We start from the raw sequence: 21,501 nt of genomic DNA on the forward strand, positions 1-21,501 counted from the left end.
TCGGTGCGATGCTGGAGGCGTGAGCGATCTCCCCTGATCCCACGGGTAAGGAGTTCCGCCGTGCTGCGTGTCGCCGTCGTAGGCTCCGGGCCGAGCGGGTGCTACACCGCCCAGAGTCTCGTCCAGCAGGACCCCGAGGTGCACGTCGACGTCCTGGACCGCCTGCCGTGCCCGTACGGCCTGGTGCGGTACGGCGTGGCGCCGGACCACGAGAAGATCAAGTCGCTGCAGGGAAACCTGCGGACCGTGCTGGAACACGAACGGGTGCGGTTCCTCGGCGGCGTGCAGATCGGGCCCGGCGGGCTGCCGAGCGCCCGGCTGCGCGAGCTGTACCACGCGGTCGTGTACTGCGTGGGCGCCGCCACCGACCGCCACCTCGGGATTCCCGGCGAGGACCTGCCCGGCAGCTGGTCGGCGACCGAGTTCGTGGCCTGGTACAGCGCCCATCCGGACGCCACCGCCGACGGCTTCGTCCTCGGCGGCTCGGCCGTGGTCATCGGCGTGGGGAACGTCGCTGTGGACGTGACGCGGATGCTGGCGCGTGGCGCGGCGGAGCTGAGCCCCACCGACATGCCGCAGGCGGCCCTCGCCACACTGGCCGCGAGCCGGGTGACCGACATCCAGATGGTGGGCCGGCGCGGCCCGTCCCAGGCCCGGTTCACCACCAAGGAGCTGCGCGAGCTGGGTGCCCTGCCGGAGACCGACGTGGCCGTCGATGCGGCGGAGCTGTCACTCGATCCGGCGTACCTGGGCCCTTCGGGGCTGCCCGCCCCGCAGCGCCGCAACGTGGAAGTGCTGCGCGGCTGGGCGCAGTCCGCGCCGACGGGCGCGCCGCGCCGGATCCGGCTGCGCTTCTTCCTGCGCCCGGTGGCGATCCTCCCCGACGGCGGTCGGGTGGGCGCGGTGCGCTTCGAGCGGACGGAGCCGGACGGGCACGGCGGCGTGACGGGCACGGGACGGTACGAGGACGTCGAGGCGCAGCTCGTGCTGCGTTCGGTGGGCTATCGCGGGGTGCCGCTGGAGGGGCTGCCGTTCGACGCGGAGAGCGGCACGGTGCCCCATCTGGCCGGCCGGGTCCTGCGCGCGGGCGTGGTGGCACCGGGCGAGTACGTGTCCGGCTGGATCAAGCGGGGCCCGACAGGTGTCATCGGGACCAACCGGCCGTGCGCCAAGGAGACGGTGACCTCACTGCTCGAGGACGCCGACGTGCTCGTACGCAAGGAGATCCCCGATGATCCGCTCGTGGTGCTGCGTGCCGAGGGGACCGAGCCGGTCGAGTGGCCGGGATGGCAGGCGATCGAGCGAGCGGAGGCGGAGCTCGGAGCCTCGCTCGGGCGGGGCGTGGTGAAGCTGCCCGACTGGGACTCACTGCTGGCGGCCGCGCGGAGATGGGCCTCTTAGGAGTCGGACGGCCCCGCGTGGGCGGGCTGTCTCACCGCGATCGTGCTGCACCTGCTCTTCAACCACCTGCCCACGCAGGCGGGTTCAGTCGCCGAGGCGGACGGCCTGGCGGCCGGCCGCAGCGAGGAGGCTGTCGAGAAGTCCCGGGAAGGGGTCGTCCAGGTCGTCCAGGTCGTCCCTGCGCAGGCCGTTCATCTTGGCCGTGCCGCGGTAGGTCTGCCGGATCACTCCGCTCTCGCGCAACACCCGTGAGGGAAACGGTGCGTGGTCGTGGACTTGGTGGCGGGCAGGGCGAAGCGCGAGCGGGAGAGCTCGTCGCCGTCGGCGGCGAGTTCCCGCACGATCCGCAGCCGCATCGGGCCGGACAGCCGAAGATCGGCCGCAGGGCGCCCTCGGGACGCCTCCCGGCGGGCGAGTGCGGCGCTCGGGCGGGGCCGGGGCGCCGATGCCGGTGGCGTGGTGGTGTCAGCCTGTCGTACGGCCCCACAGCGGGCCGAAGCGGGCCCACTCCGCGTCCCACCGGTCCATGCGGCGGCGCTCCAGGCGGCCCCTCAGCACGCGGCCGCCGAAGAAGGGCACGGCCGCCGCGCTCACCCCCACCAGGCCGCCGATCAGTGAAGCGCGCACGCGTGCCTGGGACGCGGTGGCGGGCCGGGTCACCAGCCGGCCCTGCCGGTCCGTCCAGACGGTGACGGGCGCGTCGAGGGCGCTGCCGGGGCGGACCCGGACCTGGCCGGTGTGCGAGGAGCCGTCCGCCACCGTCCAGCTCACCTTGGCCCACACCCGTTCGCCGCTGGGCGTACTCGAGCGCGCGGAGGACGCCCGGGGTGCCGGCTCGATGATCCGGGCCACGACAGGACGCCACTCGACGCGCTCCCGGGCCAGCCCGTGCTCGACGGACCGGGTCGACGCCAGACCGGCGAGGACTCCGGCGATGAGGGTCAGCACCCAGGCACCGAGCACCACCCAGGCCTCCACCGCGTCGGCGCGGCGCTTGAGCGGATTGCGCCGCCAGCGCCACAGCCAGAGCTTCGGACCACGGAACGCCATCGAAGGCTTCCTCCTCATCAGCGCGCGAACATGCCGGACCGCCTTCCCATACGGGAGACATCCCCTCGATGCTCACGGCGAGCCCTGTGCCACGGCGGTCCCATCAGCCGCCTCGCTCCCCCGGGCGCCGTCACCCAGAGGTTCCCCCGACTCTGCGGCAGGCCGTCAGCACCGCCCTGACCTGGGGAGAAGCCACTTCCAGAGGTGACTGTCAGTGCGTGGGTGCAGACTGGCCGGTGTCTGAGACGAAGACGTCGCGGAGGTGATCGGCATGACCGAGGTACTGCTCGCCGTGGGCACGCGCAAAGGCCTGTTCATCGGGCGCCGTCGCGGTGGCGCCTGGGAGTTCGACGAGAGTCCCTACTTCAACGCGCAGGCCGTGTACTCGGTCGCCATCGACACCCGCGGTAACGGCCCGCGCCTGCTGGCCGGGGGCGACAGCGCGCACTGGGGGCCCTCGGTGTTCCACTCCGACGACCTGGGCCGGACCTGGACCGAGCCGGCCCGGCCGGCCGTCAAGTTCCCCGAGGACACGGAGGCTTCCCTCGAGCGGGTGTGGCAGCTGCACCCTGCGGCGGCCGAGCCGGACGTCGTGTACGCGGGCACGGAACCGGCCGCGCTGTACCGCTCCGAGGACCGCGGGGAGAGCTTCGAGCTCGTCCGTCCTCTCTGGGAGCACCCCACCCGGTCCAAGTGGGTGCCGGGCGGCGGCGGAGAGGGCCTGCACACCGTGATCACCGACAAGCGGGATCCGCGAGCGGTCACGGTGGCCGTCTCGACGGCCGGGGTGTTCCGCACGACCGACGGCGGTGCAAACTGGGCACCCTCCAACTCCGGTGTCGCCGCGGTCTTCCTGCCGGACCCGAACCCCGAGTTCGGCCAGTGCGTGCACAAGATCGCGCAGGATGCGGCGACCCCGGACAGGCTGTACCTGCAGAACCACTGGGGCGTGTACCGCAGCGACGACGCGGGCGCGCACTGGACGGACATCGGCGAGGGCCTCCCGTCCACGTTCGGCTTCGCGGCGGCGGCCCATCCCCACCGCGGCGACACGGCTTACGTGTTCCCGATCAACGCCGACGCGGACCGGGTGCCCGCCGACCGGCGCTGCCGGGTCTTCCGCACGGAGGACGCGGGCAGGTCCTGGGAGCCGCTCGGGGCGGGCCTGCCGCAGGAGGACCACTACGGCACGGTGCTGCGCGACGCGCTCCGCACGGACGACGCGGACCCGGCGGGCGTGTACTTCGGCAACCGCAACGGCGAGGTGTACGCATCGGCCGACGACGGCGACAGCTGGCGGCAGTTGGCGTCCCACCTGCCGGATGTGCTGTGCGTGCGGGCCGCCGTGGTCGGATGAACCGGACCGGTCCGACCAGGTCTCGGTCCGGCCTTGGCCACTGGTTGATCTCTGCCCTGCGTACGGCAGTAGGGTGGCGCCCGTGGCACCACGACCGTTGCATGAAATCGTCGAACCGGGCTGGGCGAAAGCCCTGGAACCCGTCGCCGGGCGGGCGGCGGCACCCACGAATTCGTCGCCTCGCTCGAGAAGCGCGGGCAGCGGCTTTCCTGCTCGGCCTCGGCCTGGACACGGGCCGTCGAACCCGACGGCGACATCTGCGACGGCACCTTGGGCGCAGAACTCGCCGGCGACTGCCTGACCTGCCGGCCAAAGAACATGCGGCGGATCGTGCGTAAGGAACGGCCGCGAACGGACGAGGCTAGAACTTCACCGGTCCGCCCTTGGGCTGTCCCCCCATCCTGTGGTCATCCCAGTCGATCCCGTCATCATGAGACGACGTCTTGCCCGAACCGAGGCCGAAGATCATCAGCAACGGCAGCACCATCAGCGCCGCGGCGCATGCGGTCGTCACGGCCATGTACGCGCCTGCAGCAACAAGCAGCCAAAAGACGACGTCGCACCCGATGCGCCATCCGATCGGGAACGCTGCGCGCCATGCGTGGTACCGGCGATATCCGCGGACGAATCGGCCAGGGGGCTTCTTTCGTCCGGGGCCGCCTTCGAAGCTAGACCTACTCTCCTCATTTTTCGCCGAACTCATGTTCGCGACGTCCCTTCGATACGGCCAACTGTCATGTCATTGTTATGCTTTCCGAGTGCGCGGCTCGATTTTATAGCGGTCTTGAGTTCATGGGGCGGTGAAGTAATGAACTCATCATCCCCAACGGGATGTCACCAAGCGGCTAGGTTCTGGATTCTGGTCTCAGTATTCGAGGATTCACGCCCCTTCGCCCCAGCTGGAGAGGTACACTATTCCTTTTGCGAGCTCGCAGTTTGACGGAGTGTAATTACTGAGGTCGAACTCGGGTTGTCGTCGTGGTGAGGGAGAGTCCGGTTCTGGCGCAGGGCCCCGGCGAAGTCGTGACCGGTGTCCGGGTTGAGATGTAGCACGCGCTCGCCGAGGCATCTGCGGCGCATCGTCACCACCGGCCCGCCCGAGGGCGTCGCCGCAGTCCTCGAAGCGTCCCTCACCCGGCCGTAGGAGCTCCTGCGGCGCCGAACCACTTGGCCAGCGCGACCTCGAGCGTCTGCTGATCCTCGCCGACCCACGCGACGTGCCCGTCCGGCCGAAGCAGTACCGCCGGCACGTCCAGCTCTTCGCTGATGTCGACGACGTGGTCGACCCGGTCGGCCCAGCCGTCCACCGAAAGCCGCCCCGTCTGGTCAAGCAGCAGCCCGCTGCCGGTGCGCATCAGCTCGAACAGGCGCCCGTGCTTCAGCTGGATGTCGCGCAGCCGCCGCCCCAGCAGGGCATGGCCCTCACCGAAGTCGTACCGGATGCTGATTGCCGTGATCTTCTCGATCAGGAACCGGTTGACGTCGTTGAAGTCCATCAGCTGCGCCAACAACCGCCGAACCGCCTGCGGCCCGGGCTCGTTGGTCGTCAGCTGCATCTGTGCACGGGTGTTGTTCAGCACGTCGGCGGCCACCGGATGCCGCTCGGACTCGTAGCTGTCCAGCAGGTCGTCCGGCGCCCAGCCGTTGATGGCCGCCGCCAGCTTCCAACCCAGGTTGAACGAGTCCTGGATCCCGAGATTGAGCCCCTGCCCACCCATCGGCGGGTGAACGTGCGCGGCGTCCCCGGCCAGAAACACCCGTCCGACCCGGTAGCGCTCGGCCTGGCGGGTCGCGTCGCCGAAGCGCGACAGCCAGCGGGGGGAGTGCACGCCGAAGTCGGTGCCGGCGTACCTGTGCAGTTGTTGCTTGAACTCCTCGATCGTCGGCGGCATCGAACGGTCTTCGACCACGCCCTCCGCCGGCACGACCACCCGGAACACCCTCGGCTTGCCCGACGGCCCGATCCCGAACCGCTTCTCGGTCTTGCGCACCTCGGTCATCACTTCGGTGATGTCGTCCGCGGACGCCGTCACCTCCATCTCGCCCAGCAGCGTGTCGATTTTCGACGGCTCGCCGGGGAATCCGACCCCGAGCAGTTTCCGAACCGTGCTGTGCCCACCGTCGCAGCCGACAACAAACCGCGCCCGCAACGGCGTTGCAGTTCTATTTCCAAGGTGGACGGTCACGCCGTCGTCGTCCTGCTCCAGCCCGACCACTGCACAGCCGCGCCGGATCTCGGCTCCGACTTCGGCCGCGTGCTCGGCGAGCAACCGGTCGGTGAGCGTCTGCGGAATGCCGAGCACGTATCCGTGAGCGGTGTCCAGCCCGGTCGGAGCGGGCTTTTCGATGCCCGCGAAGAATCCTCGGACACCGCCGGGACGGATCGGGTACTGCTTGCCGTTTTCGAGGAACCGCTCCAACAGCCCCCGCTGATCCATCACCTCGACGCTGCGCACGTGCAGCCCGAGCGACCGCACGAACGGCGGCAGCTCGGCCTCCTTCTCCAGCACGAGCACCTTGACGCCCTGCAGACGCAATTCGCTCGCCAGCATCATGCCAGTCGGCCCGCCGCCGGCGATGATTACATCGAACATACATTCCCCCACGATGTGCCGATTCTTGCGCTCGGCCGACGATTGTGCGCCACGACCGAGGTCTTGCCGCAAGCCCGGGGGTGCGGTATACGTTATTAATGGCAAGGAGTTCCCCTCCTTGCCTTTCTTGTTCTTTCAGGCCAGCGCGCGCAGCCGAGCCACAGTTCGACGGCTGCCTCGCCGAGCACGATGGCAGCGAGCACCAGTTCGAGCATCACGCAGTCGTGCTCCGGCGAGCGCATCCGGCTCGGCTCCGCGCCCGTCGCCACCGAGCCGATCCGCCAGCCTCCCGGTGCCCCGGCAAGGTCGTTACTGCAGGTGATGCCGAGTAGGGCCAACGGGCGGTTGGAGTTGCGGGCGTGGTGGCGGTCGGCTGCGGCGATGTTGGTGACGCCGGTGAGGCGGAGGGCGCCGATGGCGGCGTCGCGGAGGGTGGCCATGACTCGGTGAGCCGGTGGCCGCCCTGCTGCGGCCGGGCAACCGATTGCCTGCTGGTCCTTGGCACGGAGGATCGGACGCAGCCGGGCCGTGGCCTACGGGAGTTGCCAGTCCACCGGCTGCGCACCCTGCCGCAGTAGCAGGTCGTTGGCCCGGCTGAACGGCCGCGAGCCGAAGAAACCGCGGTCCGCCGACATGGGAGAGGGATGCGCCGACTCGATCGCCGGAAGATCCCCCAGCAGCGGCCGCAGATTACGCGCGTCACGCCCCCACAGGATCGACACCAGAGGCTTGCCGCGCGCCGCCAGCGCCCGTATGGCCTGCTCGGTGACCTCCTCCCAGCCCTTGCCGCGGTGCGCGCCCGGCTTGCGCGGGGCGGTGGTGAGCGCCCTGTTGAGCAGCAGCACCCCCTGCTGCGTCCACGGAGTCAGATCGCCGTTGGACGGCTGAGACAGGCCCAGGTCGGAGTGCATCTCCCGGAAGATGTTCTCCAGACTGCCCGGCAGCGAACGCACCTCCGGCGAGACCGCGAAACTCAGCCCGATCGCCATACCCGGCGTGGGGTAGGGATCCTGGCCGACGATCAGCACGCGGACGTCGTCGAAGGGCTGCTGGAACGCCCTCAGAACATTCGCCCCGGCCGGAAGGTAGGTCCGGCCCGCGGCTATCTCGGCCCGGAGGAAGTCCCCCATCGCAGCGATACGTTCGGCCACAGGTTCAAGGGCCTTCGCCCAGCCTGCTTCAACAAGTTCATGCAAGGGTCGTGGTGCCACAGCGGGTCACCCTACTGGCACACACCGGGGTCGCGCACAAACACAGAAGCCCCCGCGCACGGACGCCGCACGCGGCGCTACTCTTCCTCCTCATCGAGGTCATCCAGCGGGTCCCGCAGATCACGCAGCCGCTCACCGGGAAGGAGGGGAGCCTGTTGCATCCCATGATCAAGCCACTCCGCCATGGTCATCACGCCTCGCCAGCCCTTCGTCACCGACACCCAGATCTCGGAACTCCCGCACACGCGGTGGGACTGTCGTTCTCGGTCGCACCCGAGGTGCGCCCGCTGCCCGGCAGCCTGATCAACATCTTCCGGGAGCTGAACACCGACCTGGGCCTGTCCCAGCCGTCGAGCGGTGATCTGACGCGGTGGACCCAGCAGGGCGTGCTGTTGCTCAACAGGGCGCTGACCTCGGCCCCGCGCAAGCCGGGCACCCACCGGGGCAAGGGCTTCTTCGGCTCCCGTCCGTGCAGCCGGGCCAACGACCTGCTGGTGCGCCAGGGAGGGCAACCGGTGGACTGGCGCCTGCCGTGAGCGGCAGGGGGGACGCACCCGGTACGGGCGCGCCCGGGTTCCTCGCCGTCGATTCGGGCGGCTCCGGCCTGCGGGTCGTCGTGGGGACCGTGGACCGCGGCGTGCTGGCCCGGCGGGAGTCCCGGGAACCGGTACGGACCGGCGCCGGAGGCATCGACCCCTGGCACCTGATGGAGCAACTGGTGCCCCTGGCCCGGGCCCTGACCGCCGAGTCGGGGACGACGCGGCTGGACACGGCCGTCGTAGGAGCCGCGGGCCTCGCCACCCTGGGCGATGCCCTGCGCGCCGAACTCCCGGGCGCGCTCGGGCGGGACCTCGGCGTGCGCACTGTCGCCCTCGTCGCCGACGCGGTCACCGCCTACGTTGGCGCCCTCGGTCCCCGTCCCGGCGCCGTCGTCACCGCCGGGACAGGGCTGATCGCGATCGGCACCGACCTGACCCGCTGGCGTCGCGCCGACGGCTGGGGGCATCTGCTCGGCGACTGCGGCAGCGGGGCATGGATCGGGCGGGCCGGGCTGGAGGCGGCCCTGCGCGCCCACGACGGGCGGGCCGCCGGTTCGGTGCGGCTGCTGGCGTGTGCCGAGGAGCTGTTCGGACCGATGCCGGGACTGCCCGGCCAGCTGTACCCGCGCTCGGACCGCGCCGCCGTACTCGCCTCCTTCGCGCCCCAGGTGGCCGGCTGCGCGGCGGACGACCCCGTCGCCGCGGACATCCTGCGCACCGCTGCCCGGCACATGGCCGACTCCGCGGCCGCCGTCTGTCCGACCGCGGGCGAGCCCCGGGTCGCCCTCACCGGCGGCCTGTTCAAACTGGGCGACCCGCTCCTCGTTCCGCTGGAGGAGGAGCTGGCGAGGCGGTTGCCGCACACACGGCGGGTGGCCGCCGAGGGCGATCCGCTGCACGGCTCGGTACGCATCGCAACCCAACTGGCGGCCGGTGTGCTCAGTCTGCCGGGTGACGAAAAGCTGCTGTTCACGGTGACAACAAAGGGCGACTGACAACCTGATACAGCACTTGTCCGACAAGTACGCTTTCATGCCCCGGCAGTTGTCACACGTCGCGGGAAACGGACTGATCACTCCTGATCCGTCCGTAACTCATCAGACAAAACCGGACGGATACCGCTCACCTGCCCCCTCCCCGAACGGGGGAACCCGGGAAACCAGTAACATGCGGCGCCATGAGCTCCCCCACTGGGCCCGCGTCCGGCCTGCCAGTACGAATGCCGCGACCCCGCCAGCCCGGGCGGCACCGCCGACCCGAACCTCTGGCGGCTCCCGAGGGCGCGCCCGCGCTTGTCCTCGCGGTGCCGGGCACGCCCCGTACCGCAACGCGCAGCCTCGCCGAGGAGGTCGTGAGCATCGCCCGCTCCGAGCTCCCCGGCCTCGACGCGCGCATCGGGTACCTCGAGGGGGACGACACGGAATTCCCCACGCTGCAGGCCGTACTCGCGTACGCCGCCGAGGAGCGCACCGCCCGCTACGAGCAGGCCAAGGCCGCCGGTCTGGACGTCAGGGAGCCAGACGGCCCGGTCGCCGTCGTCGTCCCGCTGCTCGCCGGGCCGGACAGCGCGCTGCTGCGCCGGATCCGCCAGGCCGTCATGGACAGCCGCGTCGCTTCCGACCTGACCGATGTGCTGGGCCCGCACCCGCTGCTCGCCGAGGCGCTGCACGTGCGCCTGTCGGAGGCCGGTCTGGCCCGCGCCGACCGCGCCCGCCTGTTCACCGTGGCGACCGCCGCCGACGGCATCATCCTGGCCTCCGTGGGCGGAGACGAGGCCGTACAGGCGGCCGGGATCACCGGCATGCTGCTCGCCGCGCGCCTGGCCGTGCCGGTGATGGCGGCGGCCCTCGACCAGGAGGGCTCGATCGCCTCCGTCGCCGAGCAGCTGCGGTCCTCCGGTTCGCAGCAGTTGGCGCTGGCGCCGTACCTGATAGGACCGGAGATCGACCCGGGCCTCGTCGAGGCGGCGATCCAGGAAGCGGGCTGCTCCGCCGCCGAGGCGCTGGGCCCGTACCCGGCCATCGGCAAGCTGGCGCTGGCCAAGTACACGACCGCGCTGGGCATCGCCCCGCAGCAGCCGCAGAGCACGCCGGTCCGCTGACGCGCACGGCAACCCCGCAAGCACACCGAAGGGCTCGCTCCAGGCAGAGGAGCGGGCCCTTCGCGCAGAACCGCCCCGGGCGTCAGGAGCAGCTCAGCCGAAGACGACGCAGGACGCCGCGGGCACGTCCATCGAACCCTCGTACCGCGGCAGTCCCGTGTCCGGGTCGACCGCGAACCAGGTGATGTTGCCCGAGCGCTCGTTGGCGACGTACAGGAAACCCCCCGACTCGGCGATCGCCCGTGGCCAGTGGCCGCCGCAGGGTGCCGTTCCGAGCAGTCTCAGGACCTCCTCCTCGACCGCGAACGTGGAGAGCACGTCCTCGCCGCGGGTCGCGGTCCATACGAAGCGGCCGTCGGGCGAGGCGACGATCCCCGACGGGTAGGCGTCGCCGGCCGGGGCGCCGGGCAGCACCGGCGTCTCGGCCAGCGGCTTCAGCGCGCCTTCCGCGGCGTCCCAGCGGCAGACCGTGAGGGTCGGGGTGAGTTCGTTCACGACGTAGGCGTACGACCCGTCGGGATGGAAGGCCAGGTGGCGCGGTCCGGAGCCGGGGCGCAGGGCGGTCTCGCGGTGCAGTTCGAGGCGGCCGTCCGTGAGGGTGCACACCCGCACCGAGTCCGTGCCGAGGTCCACGCTGACGACCCACCGGCCGCTCGGGTCGGGCTGCACATGGTGGGCGTGCGGCCCCTGCTGGCGACGCGTGTGCGGGCCCGAGCCGGTGTGCTCGAGTACGCCGGAGGCGGCGGCCGAGAGTGTGCCGTCCGTGCGGACGGGTACGGCGGTGACGCTGCCGGAGCCGTAGTTGGCGGTCAGGACGTGGCCGGCGAACAGGCTGAGGTGGGTGGGGCCGCTGCCGTCGACCGGCACCGGTGGACCGGCCGGTTCGGGTCTGTCGCCGGTCACGCGGTAGGCGGCCACCGCGCCGTCCGCCGTCTCGCTGACCGCGTACAGTGTGCCGCCGTCGGCCGACAGGGTCAGGTAGGCGGGGTCGGGGAGGCCGTCCACGCTGCTCAGGGGGATCAGCGCGCCGGTGTCGGCGGCCACCGCCGCCGTCACGATCCCCGGGCCTCCGGCCGCCGTGAACGACCCGATGAAGGCCCGCCGCCGCCCGCCGCCGTCTGTCACCGCAGTCCCCTCTCGGTTCTGTGCCTGTCGGGGTGACGGTAGCAGTCGATCATCATCGGTCTAGACCAAAGCGGCCGGGGTTCGACCGGACCTCAATGGACACAGCACCGGCGACCCCGAGCCCTGACTGGCCGCAACGGGCGCACCACCGGCAACGTCGCCCGCCGCAGCCGGAGCCCGCACCCAGTCGTCACATTCCCGCCTGCCCCGCGGCGCCGTGCACGCTCGCCCACTGAATGTGGCGACAGGACTCAGGCTCCGACGAGCGGCGAGCCGCTCGGCGTGCGCAGTGGCGTGGCCAGTTCCGCGAGGGCCCGCTCCAGACCGTGCAGATGGGCCAGCGCGGGTTCCGCCACGGGCGGCTGGGACGTCAGGACGGTGACGTGCCCGCCCTGGCCGCCGGTGAGTGCCTCCACCGCCGCCTCGACGCGCCAGCAGGCGGCGGCCAGGCGCGCGTCGTGCGAGGCCTCGGGGTCGGCGGCGACGGCGGCCAGGCCGCGGATCTCCCGGGCGCAGTCGTCGAGCAGGGCCAGCACCCGGCGGGCGCGCCGCTTGCGGCCGAGCATCGGGTTGAGGGGGTGCACCAGCGGGGCGACGGAGAGCCGTACGCGGCCGAGCAGCTGCTCCAGTTCGGCCACGCGCCGCGCCGGGTCCGCGCCGTCGGCGCCTACGAGACGCGCGGCGGCCTCGGCGGTGCAGGCGTGGACGCAGCGCAGGGCCTGCCGGATCCAGGCGTCGGTGGTGGTGTGCGTGGTGACGGGCAGGACGAGGATCACGGCCAGCGCGGCGCCGAGCGCCCCCACGCCGGTCTCGGCCAGGCGCAGGGCGAGGAGGCCGGGGTTCAGGACGCCGAGGAGGCCGTAGAGGAGCTCGGCCAGCAGCGTCACGCACAGCATCATCCAGGTGTAGGACACGGCTGCCGTGTAGAAGATGCCGAAGACGCAGCCGGCGAGGAGGGCCGCGGTGGGGAACGCGGCCCCGTCCAGGGGGACGGCGACGAGCAGGCCTAGGCCGATGCCGATCACCGTGCCGAGGACCCGGCGGAAGCCGCGGATCAGGGTCTCGCCGCGCGAGCTGGTGTTGACGAAGATCCACCAGGTGGCGCCGACGGCCCAGTACCAGCGTTGTCCGGACACCAGCTGGCCCACGACGAGGGCGAAGCCCGCGCCGGCGGTCGCCTGGATCGCCTGGCGCGTGGTCACGCGGGCGAGGCCGGTGCCGGCCGGCGCGGACGGCGCGGCGGCCGGGGGCAGACGGCGCTCGTAGCACCACAGGCCGAACCGCACTCCCGCGGCAGTGAGCACGGACAGGACGACGGCCGCGTACAGCTCGGGCAGTCGCCCGCTGGTCGCATGCAGGAACTGCGCCACGAAGAAGGTCATGAACGCGAACACACCGAGGCTGTGCCCGCGCGGGCCCCAGCGCCGCGCGTACACGCCAGCGCCGGTCACGGCGAGGAAGGTCAGGTCCCGCGCGACGGGGTGGTCGTGCAGTTCGGCCGCGGCGGCGAGCACGGGCAGTCCGACGGCCGGCAGCAGCGCGGTGGTGACCGCCTGGCCGCGGACAGTGGCGTCCGTGACGGTGAACAGGGCCAGCAGCGCGGCGAGCCCACCGGTGACGGCACCGACGAGGGAGTGTCCGGCAAGGCCGCAGGCGACGACCGCCAGCCCGACGCCCAGGACGGCCCGCGCGGCGAAGCGCAGACGCGCCCGCGCCGGGTCCGGAGCCACGAACACCCTCTTCAGCACTGCTGTCCTCCCCCTGCGCACCTCGGCATGAAAAAGGCGCCGCGGGATCCGCAGCGCCATCGACATGCCCATCACAGCATCAAGGCCGAACCTGGCTCAAGTGGCACCTGGAATACTGGGCCAATGGCACAGACATAACGGTCTCGGTACTTCCACCGGCGAGCCAACGGACCAGATACGAGGAGGCCGGACACCATGGCCGTGGACGAACTCGACACCCGCATCCTGCGGCTGCTGCTGGAGCAGCCGCGCACGAGTGTGCGCGAGTACGCCCGCGTCCTCGGCGTCGCGCGCGGCACGCTGCAGGCCCGTCTCGACCGTCTGGAGCGGGACGGCGTGATCACCGGCACGGGGCCTTCGCTCTCTCCCGCCGCGCTCGGCCACCCGGTGCTCGCGTTCGTGCACATCGAGGTCACCCAGGGCCATCTCGACGACGTGGGCGACGAGCTCGCGGCCGTGCCGGAGATCGTCGAGGCCTTCTCGATCACGGGCGGCGGGGACCTGCTGACGCGGGTCGTGGCGCGCGACAACGCCCATCTCGAGGACGTGATCCAGAAACTGATCAGCCTCCCCGGCGTGGTGCGGACCCGCACCGAGGTGGCACTGCGCGAACGCGTCCCGCACAGGCTGCTGCCGCTGGTGGAGTCGATGGGGCGCGCCGCCCGCAGATGACCTTCTGTTCTACAGCCGGCGGGGCCGGGCTACGACCGGCGGCGTGGCTTGCCCCGCCTGGCGCCCTTCGGGCCGCCGGAACCGCCTCCCCGGGAGCCCTTGCCCGGGGCGGGCTTGGGGCCGCCGCTCTTCTCGGGGCGCTTGCGCTGCTGCTGCGCCGGGGCCGGGGGCTGGGCGCGCCCCCTGGTGCTGTTGACCGTCCTGCCGCGGACGATCCCGATGAAGTCCTCGACGAGGTCGGTTGTCGCGTCCTGTGGCCAGGACAGTGCGACACCCGACTCCGGGGCGTCCACGACGGGGCGGTAGGTCAGGTCCCTGCGGTGGTGCAGACGGGCCAGCGACTGGGGGACGACGAGCAGGCCGATGCCCGCGGCGACGAGCTCGACGGCGTCCGCGGTCGTGGCGGGGCGCTCGAACGCGGGAAGGCCCGGCGGACGCTCCCAGTCGAGGACGTCGTCGAGGGGGTGCAGCACGATCTCGTCGGCGAGATCCGCGACTGCCACCACGTCCGCCGCCGTCACCAGATGGTCCTTGGGAACCACGACCACCGTCGTCTCGGTGTAGAGCGGGATCGCGCTGAAGACCGTACGGTCCACCGGCAGCCGTACGAGCGCCGCGTCCGCGTCCTTGCCGCGCAGGACATCGGATGCCTCCGCGGCCCGCACCTGGACGAGCGTCAGGGGGACGCCGGGCATGCGCTCGTTCCAGATCCGCACCCACTTGCCGAGGGTCACGCCAGGGACGTACGCGAGCCGGAACGAAGGAGGTGCTTCCGAGCCTGTCACCAGGCCAGGCTACCGGGCGTGGTCGGACGTCTCGTCCGCGGTCGTTAGTCTTGACGCCATGAAGTCGCACCAGACCGCCCAGACGATGAAGCCCGCGACCGCGGCGAAGAAGCTGGGCGTGTACCTCCCGGCCACCCCCGCGGAATTCCAGGCGGGCGTCGTCTCGCGCGCCGAGTTCAACGAGCTGCAGGCCAATCCGCCCGAATGGCTTCAGGAGCTGCGGCGCACCGGCCCGCACCCCCGCCCGGTGGTCGCGGCGAAGCTCGGCGTCTCCATCGCGGGACTGGCGCGCGGCGGGGTGACCGAGGCGCTCACCACCGAGCAGATCGAGGCGCTCAGGCAGGACGGGCCCGAGTGGCTGGAGAAGGAGCGCGCCACCCAGGCCGAGGTCCGCAAGGAAGCGGTGCGCGTCAAGAAGAAGAACGCCGAGCGCGAGGTTTCCTGACCGCACTTCCTCCGGGTGAGCGCACCGCTGAAACGGACGTGATCACCGCCGGAGAGGATGCGATCATCGCGGGAAAATCCCCATGCACCGGCTCGAACGCTTCTGCGATCATCCCGGGATGGGTCACACTCTCGAACCGCTGGTCGTCCGGCACACCCGCCGGCTCCCGTCCCCGACGGGACCCGCCGGGACGGGCGACGTCGCGGCGCGGCAGTTCGACGCCGCGCTGATGTCCGTCGGCTTCAAACTCTCGGCGGGCCTGCTGGAGCGCCTGTCGGGACTGTCCGAGGGCGCAGTCGTCGACACCGCCGTGCGCACACTGGCCGCCGTCCGCGAGATGGTCGGCGACCACGTCCGGCACAACGTCTACTTTCTCGACTTCCCGGCCCATGTGCCGGACACCTTCGACTTCTGGATGCGGTGCATCGCCGAGGCACTCGCCGACGACACCTCGCGCACCAGCACCATCGACCAGCTGCGCAGCGGTGTGGTGGACCTGCTCACCCTCCCGTCCTACGGCAGCTACCGGCACACGTACGCCGAGATGCTCGCCGCCCACGAGGAACTGATCGCCGCGGCGGGCGACCGGATGACGGTCCTGCATCTGGGCGGTGACCTGGACGACGAGGTCACCGCGCTGTACCTGGCGCTGGCGGGCAGCGCCACGCCGCTGGGCGAGGCCGGCCTGCGCGACCTGGGGATCCTGGCCGGGCGGTGCGTGACCGGCCCCCAGCCCGAGGCGATCCCGGTCCGGGAGAACCGCGCCGTCATCAACCGGGCCCGGCTGGGAGCGGGCGTGGACCTCCTGCTGGACACGGTCACCGACGTGCTGCGGCTGGCCTGCGCGGTCTCGGGCGGTGACGTGACCCTGCAGGAACCGACCCGTTTCCGGGCCCTGTCCCGCCCGGTCCGCCGCGCCCTGCTCGAGGGACTCGACTCGGTCGTCGCCGGCGCCCCCGCCAAGCTCGCCGACGTGTCCGCGCACCGCGAGGCGTTCAAACGGCTCGGTGAACGTCTCCATCCGCACGAGTACCCGCGGTGGCCGCACGCCGCCGACGTGTTCGCGGTCGCGCGGGGCGAGAGCAAGGCGCGGTCCTTCGACGGCCGGGTCGAGGAGCTCCTCGGCGGCGGCGACGTCATCGCAGCCGTGGAGCTGCTGAAGTCGGCGCCGGGCAAGCTGTTCCGTTCGCTGGACCGGCTGCTGCGGTCGGCCTCCGGCCAGGACGAGCGGGATGCCGTCATCACCGCCGCCGAGCAGGTCGCCCCGCTGGTCTCGGGCCGGGTCGTGCTGTCGGTCCGCGAGCACCTGCACAACCGCGGCGAAGAGAGCCGGCCCGAGAAGCGTCCTGAGAGCCGTCCTGCGGATCCTGAGAAGCCCGCCGCCCGCCGTGTCTTCGTCAACCGCTCGGGCCGCGCCTGGGTCGCTCCCGACACCCGCCTGCCCGTACTGTCGGCGGACCGCGAGCGTCTGATCGCCTCGCTCGACGCCGAGACGCGCCGCCGGCTCCCGGACCCGGGCCACCTGCTGGTCGACCCGGACGTCCTGGACGTGGCGCTTCCGCTCAGCGGCAAGGCGACCGCATCCGGTCTCGGCGTGCTGCCGCGCGGCTCCGTCTCCCCCGTCGACGGCGAACTGCTGCGCTTCTTCGTGTACTGGAAGCAGAGGGAGCACGTGACCGACTACGACCTGTCGGCGCTGCTGCTGGACGCCGACTACACGGTGATCACCTGGCTGTCCTACACCGCCCTGACCGACCTGGAGGGCGAGCACTCCGGCGACATCACCGAAGCGCCCGACGGCGCCTCGGAGTTCATCAACCTGAGGCTGGGCGCCGCTCGCGGCACGTTCATCGTCCCGCAGGTCAACATCTTCTCCGGGGAGGGGTTCGAGGAGGTCGAGGAGTCGTTCTTCGGCTTCATGCTGCGCGACGCCGACCAGCAGGGCCGGCCGTTCGAACCGCGCACCGTGCGCATGAAGTCGGAGCTGCGTGGTCCCGGCCGGGTCGCGCTGCCTCTGGCGTTCCGGCGGGGGCACGACGGCCGGTGGCAGGCCAAGTGGCTGCACCTGTACCTGAAGGGCACTCCGTCGGCCAACCGGGTCGAGGAGAACCGGGTGTCGGTCGCGACGCTGCTGCGCGGGATCGTCGAGCGCGAGCAGCTCACGGTCCGGTACCTGATCGACCTGATGTCCGACGACGCGACGACGACCGTGACGTCGTGGGACGGCAGGACGGTGCCGGACGGCCCGGTCACCTACATCGGCCTGGAGCGTCCCGACGGCCTGCACCCGGACTCCCGGGTCATCACCCCCGAAAACCTGCGCGACGTGATCCCCGGCTGACTGCTAGCGTGGAGCGCGGCGAGGCCATGAACGGGCTTCCTTCTCATTCCGCTGCGGCGGCCTGTCACTAGCCCGTTCGCTTTCCTCGCCCTCGACGTCGCACCGGGCGGCGTCGGCGGTCACTCCGCCGGCGCCGCCTGCTGGTAGCCGTCCAGCACCGTCCCAGATGCGGGCACCCGAAGAGCCTGAGCATCGCCAGGTCGGCCTCGCGGTGGCCGCCGTGCGCGGCCGGGTCGATCAGCCACACATGCCCGTCGGCGCCCCGCAGCGCGTTGCCGTTCCACAGGTCGCCGTGCAGCCGGCCCTGCGGCTCGGCCGGAGCCTCCCGGCCGTCGAGGAAACCGTCCTGGACCACTACTGCCTGGCGGGCCGGGCGAGGCCCGAGCTGACCGCCGGTCACTCCTCGGCACAACGAAGGTCACCATTACGTATCGGACATTCGGGGCTTCAACCTTCACACGAGGCACACAAGTTGGTTAGGTTGACGGCGGGCTGTTCGACTCCCTCCGGCGGACCGCGCCGGGTCGCACAGCCTCCGCCGAGTCCGGTGCGCCGTAAGGCAGGCCGGAACCGGGGACCCAACCGAAACTCGGGGTGAATCGGCCCAACCGCCCTTCGGGGAGGGGTCGTAGGGCACACCTTCCGGATCGTCCGCCCGAACCCGTCAGCTAACTCGGTAGGCGGAGCACGGAAGGAGTACGTCCCTCATGGCGCCGGAACGATCGTCGCGCCCCCGAGGTCTCAGCCTCCCCGGCATGCGCAACTCCGCCCTCGCGACGGCGGCGCTTACCTCTGTGGCCCTGTTCTCCCAGACAGCCGACGCCACGCCCGGGGACGACGGACCGAGCCGCGAAGAGGTCCAGCAGCGGGTCAACGCGCTCTATGACCAGGCCGAGACCGCCTCCGGTACCTCCAACGCGACCCGTGCGACGCCGTCGGGTTCGCGCCGCGCGGGCGGGGCGCCCGCCGAGGGGGCCGGGCGCTCGGATCCCGCGCTCGACGACGTGGCCCGGCAGTGGTTCGACATGGCGCGCTCGCGCCTCGGTCCGACCGTTCCGGCGGTGCTGCCGCGCGACAGGATGCCGGCGGCCGCTGCCCAGTCCCGGCCCGCGGAACGGCAGGCTGCTCTACCGGAGTTGACGGCAGAGAGAGCCTCCGCCGCCGTACGGGAGCTGCCCGCCGGGTCGGCCTCCAGGCCCGTACTGGAGCTGACCGCAGGGCCGCCGGCTCCCGCTTCCGTACCCGCGCTGCCGGCCGCACCGGAGACGGGACAGCGCGCGCCTCTTGCCCTGCCCGCGCCGGCCGTCAAGGACGAGCGGTCGGCGTTGCGAACCTCCAAGGAGCAGAGCCGGCACAAGCTCGCCGAGGCCCGTGAGCTGCTGTCCCGGCACATCCAGCAGAGGACGCCGGTCGCGGCGCTCGAGGCCGCGCCGGCCGACGCCCCCCGGTTCGCCACGCCGGAGCCGGATCGCCCCGCCGACGAGGAGGCGGCGTGGACCCTGCAGCAGCCCGCCGCGAACGAGGCGTGGCCCCAGCAGCAGCCGGCCGAGAGCATGGCGTGGCCCCAGCAGACCGGCGAAGTGGCCCGGCGGCAACAGCAGACCGGCGAAGTGGCCCGGCAGCAGACCGGCGAAGCGGCCTGGCGGCAACAGCAGCCCTCACCCGGCCCGGCCACCACCACGGCCTTCGACGCGGTCCGTCCCGCAGGCGCCGTCAGCACCGCGGATCCGGTGACCGGCGGAAAGGCCGAACGCGCCCTCGCCTTCGCGCGCGCCCAGACCGGCAGGCCGTGCGTCATGGGGGCGACCGGACCGGACTCGTACGACTGCGCGAGCCTCACCCAGGCCGCCTGGAAGGCCGCCGGCGTCGCACTCCCGCGTTCCGCACCCGACCAGGCGAACGCCGGCACCGTGATCCCCCTCAGCACCGTCCTGCCCGGCGACCTGGTCTTCTTCCACGACGACCTCACTCACGTCGGCCTCTACACCGGCGACGGGTTGATGATCCACGCACCGGAGCCGGGGGCGTACATACGCGAGGAGTCGGTCTACAACGTCGGGGAGTCGGCGATCCGCGGAGCCGTGCGGCTCGCCTGACAATTGGCGGCCGCGCGGGCTGCCAAAGGAGAGCAAACCCACCGCGGCTTCGACCCGCGCCCGTCCGGTGACGGGGCCGACACGGCAAAGGGGCGGCACGGTCGGCGTGTCGCCCGGCGCCGCCGCGGAGTTCGGCCGGCTCGGGGACGAGGCCATGGGCCCGCTGCGGGCCGGGTTCCCGTTCGCGCAGCACGACGGGGCCGGGCAGGACAGAACGCCTGTCACGGCACGTCATGCGGCCGGAACGGGGTGGGAACGCCGGGCCGTCGAACTGACCGTCCAGGACCACCCGTCGGCGTTGGCCGCCAAGGAACTGCGCCTCACCCAGCAAGGAGTGAAGCAGCTGCTCTCCGCCGTCTACCGCAAGATCGGCACCGATGCCGCCGGGTTCCCCGAAGCTGAGGACCTTTCCCCGTCCCCTGCCGTGACCTGCGGGTCTCACCGCGCGGTTCCCGGCCTCACGTGGGGCCGGGGCCTCCACCGCCCTGGAGGCGTTCCAGGTCGGAGGGACGGACCTGGATGACCACGATGGCGATCAGCGCGGCGACCACGGTGAAGATCGCCGCCATGACGAAGGCGGCCGAGGCCCCGGCGGTGAGGACCTCGTCGGACCAGGGCGCCGGGAGCTGCCCGGTGCGTTCGAACCGCAGGCGCTCGGCCGGGGTCGCCTGCGCCAGGAAGCCCGGGACCTGTTTCTCCGCCTCGTTGTTGCTGGCCGTGCCGAACATCGTGACCAGGATGGACAGTCCGAGCGAACCACCGACCTGCTGGGTGGCGTTGAGGAGTCCGGAGGCCGCACCGGTCTCCTGGACGGGGACGTTGGAGAGCGCCATCAGCGTGAGCGAGACGAACTCCATGCCCATGCCCAGGCTGAAGACGAGCATCGGACCGAGCACGCTGCCCGCGTAGGTGGAGTGGACGTCGGTCAGGGTCAGCCAGGCCAGACCCGCCGCGGCGAGGATCGCGCCCACCACCATGAACGGTTTGGGGCCGTACGTCGGCAGGAAACGGGAGGCCAGCCCGGCGCCGATCGCGATGACCGCGCTGACGGGGAGGAAGGCGAGCCCCGCCTGCAACGGGCTGAAGTCCAGCACGTTCTGCACGAACAGCGTGAGGAAGAAGAACATGCCGAAGATCGCGGCGGCGAGGCACAGCATGATTCCGTACGTGCCCGCGCGGTTGCGGTCGGCGAACATGTGCATCGGCGTGATCGGCTGTCTGGAACGCCTCTCGACCAGGATGAACACCACGAGGACAACGACGGCCGCGCCGAAGGAGGCGAGGGTGAGCGCGTCCCGCCAGCCCTCCTGCGCGGCTCTGATGAACCCGTACACCAGCAGCACCATGCCGACGGTGGACGTCAGCGCGCCGGTGATGTCGAAGTGACCGGGGTGACGTTCGGACTCCTTGATCCAGCGGGGCGTGGCGAGGGCGATGAGCAGTCCGATCGGAACGTTCACGAAGAGCACCCAGCGCCAGTTCAGCCACTCGACGAGGACACCGCCGGCGAGCAGCCCGATCGCGCCGCCGCCCGCAGAGACCGCGGCGAACACGCCGAACGCCCGGTTGCGCTCGGGTCCTTCACGGAAGGTGGTACTGATCAGGGCGAGGGCCGTCGGAGAGGCGATGGCGCCGCCGACGCCCTGGAGAGCGCGTGCGCCGAGGAGTTGGGCCTCGTTCTGGGCGAGCCCTCCGAGCAGGGAGGCGAGCACGAAGAGCAGCACGCCGAAGATGAAGACGCGCCGTCTGCCGAGGATGTCGCCGGTCCTGCCGCCGAGCAGCAGCAGCCCGCCGAAGGTGAGCGTGTACGCGTTGATCACCCAGGACAGGCTGGTGGTGGAGAAGTCGAGGGCGCTCTGGATGTGCGGGAGCGCGATGTTCACGATGGTGATGTCGAGGACCACCATCAGCTGACACGACGCGATGACCAGCAGCGCCATCAGGTTTCCGCCACCGCCGCCTTCCCGGGCGGTGGTCTGTTCTGCGGAGGTCGGCTGGGGGCTGCTGCTCATGGCATGTCGCACTCTCGGGGGTCG

18 protein-coding genes, 4 pseudogenes and 1 riboswitch are annotated in these 21,501 nt (G+C 71.7%); of the genes and pseudogenes, 10 read left to right on the top strand and 12 right to left on the bottom strand.

Going from position 1 to position 21,501, the window contains the following annotated elements; genetic code table 11:
* Positions 1–60 precede the first annotated feature (60 nt).
* A complete protein-coding gene (locus tag ACZ562_RS21860; protein WP_471181613.1) occupies positions 61–1,401 on the top strand; it encodes an FAD-dependent oxidoreductase in 1,341 nt (446 codons plus the stop codon).
* An 84-nt stretch (positions 1,402–1,485) separates the two neighbouring features.
* On the opposite strand, the pseudogene ACZ562_RS21865 reads toward ACZ562_RS21860, so the two are convergent.
* Both ACZ562_RS21865 and ACZ562_RS21870 read right to left on the bottom strand, forming a co-directional pair.
* A pseudogene (locus ACZ562_RS21865) lies at positions 1,486–1,769 on the bottom strand (transcriptional regulator); the annotation flags it as partial.
* A gap of 97 nt (positions 1,770–1,866) precedes the next feature.
* Positions 1,867–2,451 carry an Rv1733c family protein gene (locus tag ACZ562_RS21870; protein WP_471181616.1) on the bottom strand — a complete coding sequence of 195 codons (585 nt, stop codon included), beginning with the start codon at positions 2,449–2,451 and terminating at the stop codon, positions 1,867–1,869.
* Between the two features lie 271 nt (positions 2,452–2,722).
* Here ACZ562_RS21870 and ACZ562_RS21875 point away from each other — a divergent pair, with 271 nt between their 5' ends.
* Complete coding sequence (locus ACZ562_RS21875; RefSeq protein ID WP_471181618.1) at positions 2,723–3,808, top strand: WD40/YVTN/BNR-like repeat-containing protein; 1,086 nt, start codon at positions 2,723–2,725, stop codon at positions 3,806–3,808.
* Positions 3,809–3,890: 82 nt separating this feature from the next.
* Positions 3,891–3,968 (top strand): annotated as a pseudogene (locus ACZ562_RS21880) (uracil-DNA glycosylase); the annotation flags it as partial.
* 201 nt (positions 3,969–4,169) lie between these two features.
* On the opposite strand, the gene ACZ562_RS21885 reads toward ACZ562_RS21880, so the two are convergent.
* The 5 genes from ACZ562_RS21885 to ACZ562_RS21905 form a co-directional block, all read right to left on the bottom strand.
* Complete coding sequence (locus ACZ562_RS21885; RefSeq protein ID WP_471181621.1) at positions 4,170–4,328, bottom strand: hypothetical protein; 159 nt, start codon at positions 4,326–4,328, stop codon at positions 4,170–4,172.
* Between the two features lie 610 nt (positions 4,329–4,938).
* On the bottom strand, positions 4,939–6,402 hold the full coding sequence (gene rox / locus ACZ562_RS21890; RefSeq protein WP_471181623.1) for a rifampin monooxygenase: 1,464 nt from the start codon (positions 6,400–6,402) through the stop codon (positions 4,939–4,941).
* 95 nt (positions 6,403–6,497) lie between these two features.
* Positions 6,498–6,842, bottom strand: coding sequence for a hypothetical protein (locus ACZ562_RS21895; protein ID WP_471181626.1), 345 nt, complete (start codon positions 6,840–6,842; stop codon positions 6,498–6,500).
* A gap of 93 nt (positions 6,843–6,935) precedes the next feature.
* The gene (locus ACZ562_RS21900; RefSeq protein WP_471181628.1) at positions 6,936–7,613 is read right to left on the bottom strand and encodes a uracil-DNA glycosylase; all 678 of its coding nucleotides are present in this window, start codon (positions 7,611–7,613) and stop codon (positions 6,936–6,938) included.
* A 77-nt stretch (positions 7,614–7,690) separates the two neighbouring features.
* Positions 7,691–7,858 carry a hypothetical protein gene (locus ACZ562_RS21905; protein ID WP_471182265.1) on the bottom strand — a complete coding sequence of 56 codons (168 nt, stop codon included), beginning with the start codon at positions 7,856–7,858 and terminating at the stop codon, positions 7,691–7,693.
* Here ACZ562_RS21905 and ACZ562_RS21910 point away from each other — a divergent pair.
* From ACZ562_RS21910 to ACZ562_RS21920, 3 genes and pseudogenes are all read left to right on the top strand, one after another.
* Positions 7,847–8,149: pseudogene (locus ACZ562_RS21910) on the top strand (uracil-DNA glycosylase); the annotation flags it as partial. The gene ACZ562_RS21905 and the pseudogene ACZ562_RS21910 sit on opposite strands and share 12 nt — an antisense overlap.
* Positions 8,146–9,147: an N-acetylglucosamine kinase gene (locus ACZ562_RS21915; protein ID WP_471181631.1), complete on the top strand. Its 1,002-nt coding sequence runs from the start codon at positions 8,146–8,148 to the stop codon at positions 9,145–9,147. The pseudogene ACZ562_RS21910 and the gene ACZ562_RS21915, both read left to right, overlap by 4 nt.
* A 182-nt stretch (positions 9,148–9,329) precedes the next feature.
* Positions 9,330–10,253 carry a sirohydrochlorin chelatase gene (locus ACZ562_RS21920; protein WP_471181633.1) on the top strand — a complete coding sequence of 308 codons (924 nt, stop codon included), beginning with the start codon at positions 9,330–9,332 and terminating at the stop codon, positions 10,251–10,253.
* 93 nt (positions 10,254–10,346) lie between these two features.
* Here the strand turns inward: ACZ562_RS21920 and ACZ562_RS21925 are convergent, their stop codons facing one another.
* A complete protein-coding gene (locus ACZ562_RS21925) occupies positions 10,347–11,378 on the bottom strand; it encodes a lactonase family protein (protein ID WP_471181636.1) in 1,032 nt (343 codons plus the stop codon).
* A gap of 251 nt (positions 11,379–11,629) precedes the next feature.
* Positions 11,630–13,126: an FUSC family protein gene (locus ACZ562_RS21930; RefSeq protein ID WP_471181638.1), complete on the bottom strand. Its 1,497-nt coding sequence runs from the start codon at positions 13,124–13,126 to the stop codon at positions 11,630–11,632.
* Between the two features lie 195 nt (positions 13,127–13,321).
* On the opposite strand from ACZ562_RS21930, the gene ACZ562_RS21935 reads away from it, so the two are divergent.
* Positions 13,322–13,798 (top strand): Lrp/AsnC family transcriptional regulator, encoded by a 477-nt coding sequence (locus ACZ562_RS21935; protein WP_471181640.1) that lies wholly within the window; start codon positions 13,322–13,324, stop codon positions 13,796–13,798.
* Positions 13,799–13,827: 29 nt separating this feature from the next.
* Here ACZ562_RS21935 and ACZ562_RS21940 read toward each other — a convergent pair whose 3' ends face one another.
* Positions 13,828–14,583, bottom strand: coding sequence for a LysR substrate-binding domain-containing protein (locus ACZ562_RS21940; protein WP_471181643.1), 756 nt, complete (start codon positions 14,581–14,583; stop codon positions 13,828–13,830).
* 58 nt (positions 14,584–14,641) lie between these two features.
* Here ACZ562_RS21940 and ACZ562_RS21945 point away from each other — a divergent pair, with 58 nt between their 5' ends.
* The gene (locus ACZ562_RS21945) at positions 14,642–15,028 is read left to right on the top strand and encodes a DUF5997 family protein (RefSeq protein WP_471181645.1); all 387 of its coding nucleotides are present in this window, start codon (positions 14,642–14,644) and stop codon (positions 15,026–15,028) included.
* Between the two features lie 118 nt (positions 15,029–15,146).
* Entirely contained in the window at positions 15,147–17,369 is a 2,223-nt protein-coding gene (locus ACZ562_RS21950; protein WP_471181647.1) for a TerD family protein, read from the top strand.
* Positions 17,370–17,497: 128 nt separating this feature from the next.
* Here ACZ562_RS21950 and ACZ562_RS21955 read toward each other — a convergent pair.
* Positions 17,498–17,688, bottom strand: a pseudogene (locus ACZ562_RS21955) (fructosamine kinase family protein); the annotation flags it as partial.
* A gap of 207 nt (positions 17,689–17,895) precedes the next feature.
* Positions 17,896–18,068, top strand: a riboswitch (cyclic di-AMP (ydaO/yuaA leader).
* A 56-nt stretch (positions 18,069–18,124) separates the two neighbouring features.
* Between ACZ562_RS21955 and ACZ562_RS21960 the strand changes: the two are divergent.
* Positions 18,125–19,465, top strand: a complete 1,341-nt coding sequence (locus tag ACZ562_RS21960) for a C40 family peptidase (RefSeq protein WP_471181649.1) — start codon at positions 18,125–18,127, stop codon at positions 19,463–19,465.
* A 458-nt stretch (positions 19,466–19,923) separates the two neighbouring features.
* Here the strand turns inward: ACZ562_RS21960 and ACZ562_RS21965 are convergent, their stop codons facing one another.
* On the bottom strand, positions 19,924–21,477 hold the full coding sequence (locus tag ACZ562_RS21965) for an MFS transporter (protein WP_471181652.1): 1,554 nt from the start codon (positions 21,475–21,477) through the stop codon (positions 19,924–19,926).
* Positions 21,478–21,501: the final 24 nt, after the last annotated feature.

The sequence above is a fragment of the Streptomyces sp. NPDC040410 genome (assembly GCF_055595715.1).

Bases quoted from the DNA above. Each gene is read 5' to 3' on its own strand.
- ACZ562_RS21870 (WP_471181616.1), bottom strand. From the start codon at position 2,451: ATGGCGTTCCGTGGTCCGAAGCTCTGGCTGTGGCGCTGGCGGCGCAAT.
- ACZ562_RS21895 (WP_471181626.1), bottom strand. From the start codon at position 6,842: ATGGCCACCCTCCGCGACGCCGCCATCGGCGCCCTCCGCCTCACCGGC.
- ACZ562_RS21885 (WP_471181621.1), bottom strand. From the start codon at position 4,328: ATGGCCGTGACGACCGCATGCGCCGCGGCGCTGATGGTGCTGCCGTTG.
- ACZ562_RS21965 (WP_471181652.1), bottom strand. From the start codon at position 21,477: ATGAGCAGCAGCCCCCAGCCGACCTCCGCAGAACAGACCACCGCCCGG.
- ACZ562_RS21950 (WP_471181647.1), top strand. From the start codon at position 15,147: ATGGGTCACACTCTCGAACCGCTGGTCGTCCGGCACACCCGCCGGCTC.
- ACZ562_RS21945 (WP_471181645.1), top strand. From the start codon at position 14,642: ATGAAGTCGCACCAGACCGCCCAGACGATGAAGCCCGCGACCGCGGCG.
- ACZ562_RS21960 (WP_471181649.1), top strand. From the start codon at position 18,125: ATGCGCAACTCCGCCCTCGCGACGGCGGCGCTTACCTCTGTGGCCCTG.
- rox (WP_471181623.1), bottom strand. From the start codon at position 6,402: ATGTTCGATGTAATCATCGCCGGCGGCGGGCCGACTGGCATGATGCTG.
- ACZ562_RS21935 (WP_471181640.1), top strand. From the start codon at position 13,322: ATGGCCGTGGACGAACTCGACACCCGCATCCTGCGGCTGCTGCTGGAG.
- ACZ562_RS21875 (WP_471181618.1), top strand. From the start codon at position 2,723: ATGACCGAGGTACTGCTCGCCGTGGGCACGCGCAAAGGCCTGTTCATC.
- ACZ562_RS21920 (WP_471181633.1), top strand. From the start codon at position 9,330: ATGAGCTCCCCCACTGGGCCCGCGTCCGGCCTGCCAGTACGAATGCCG.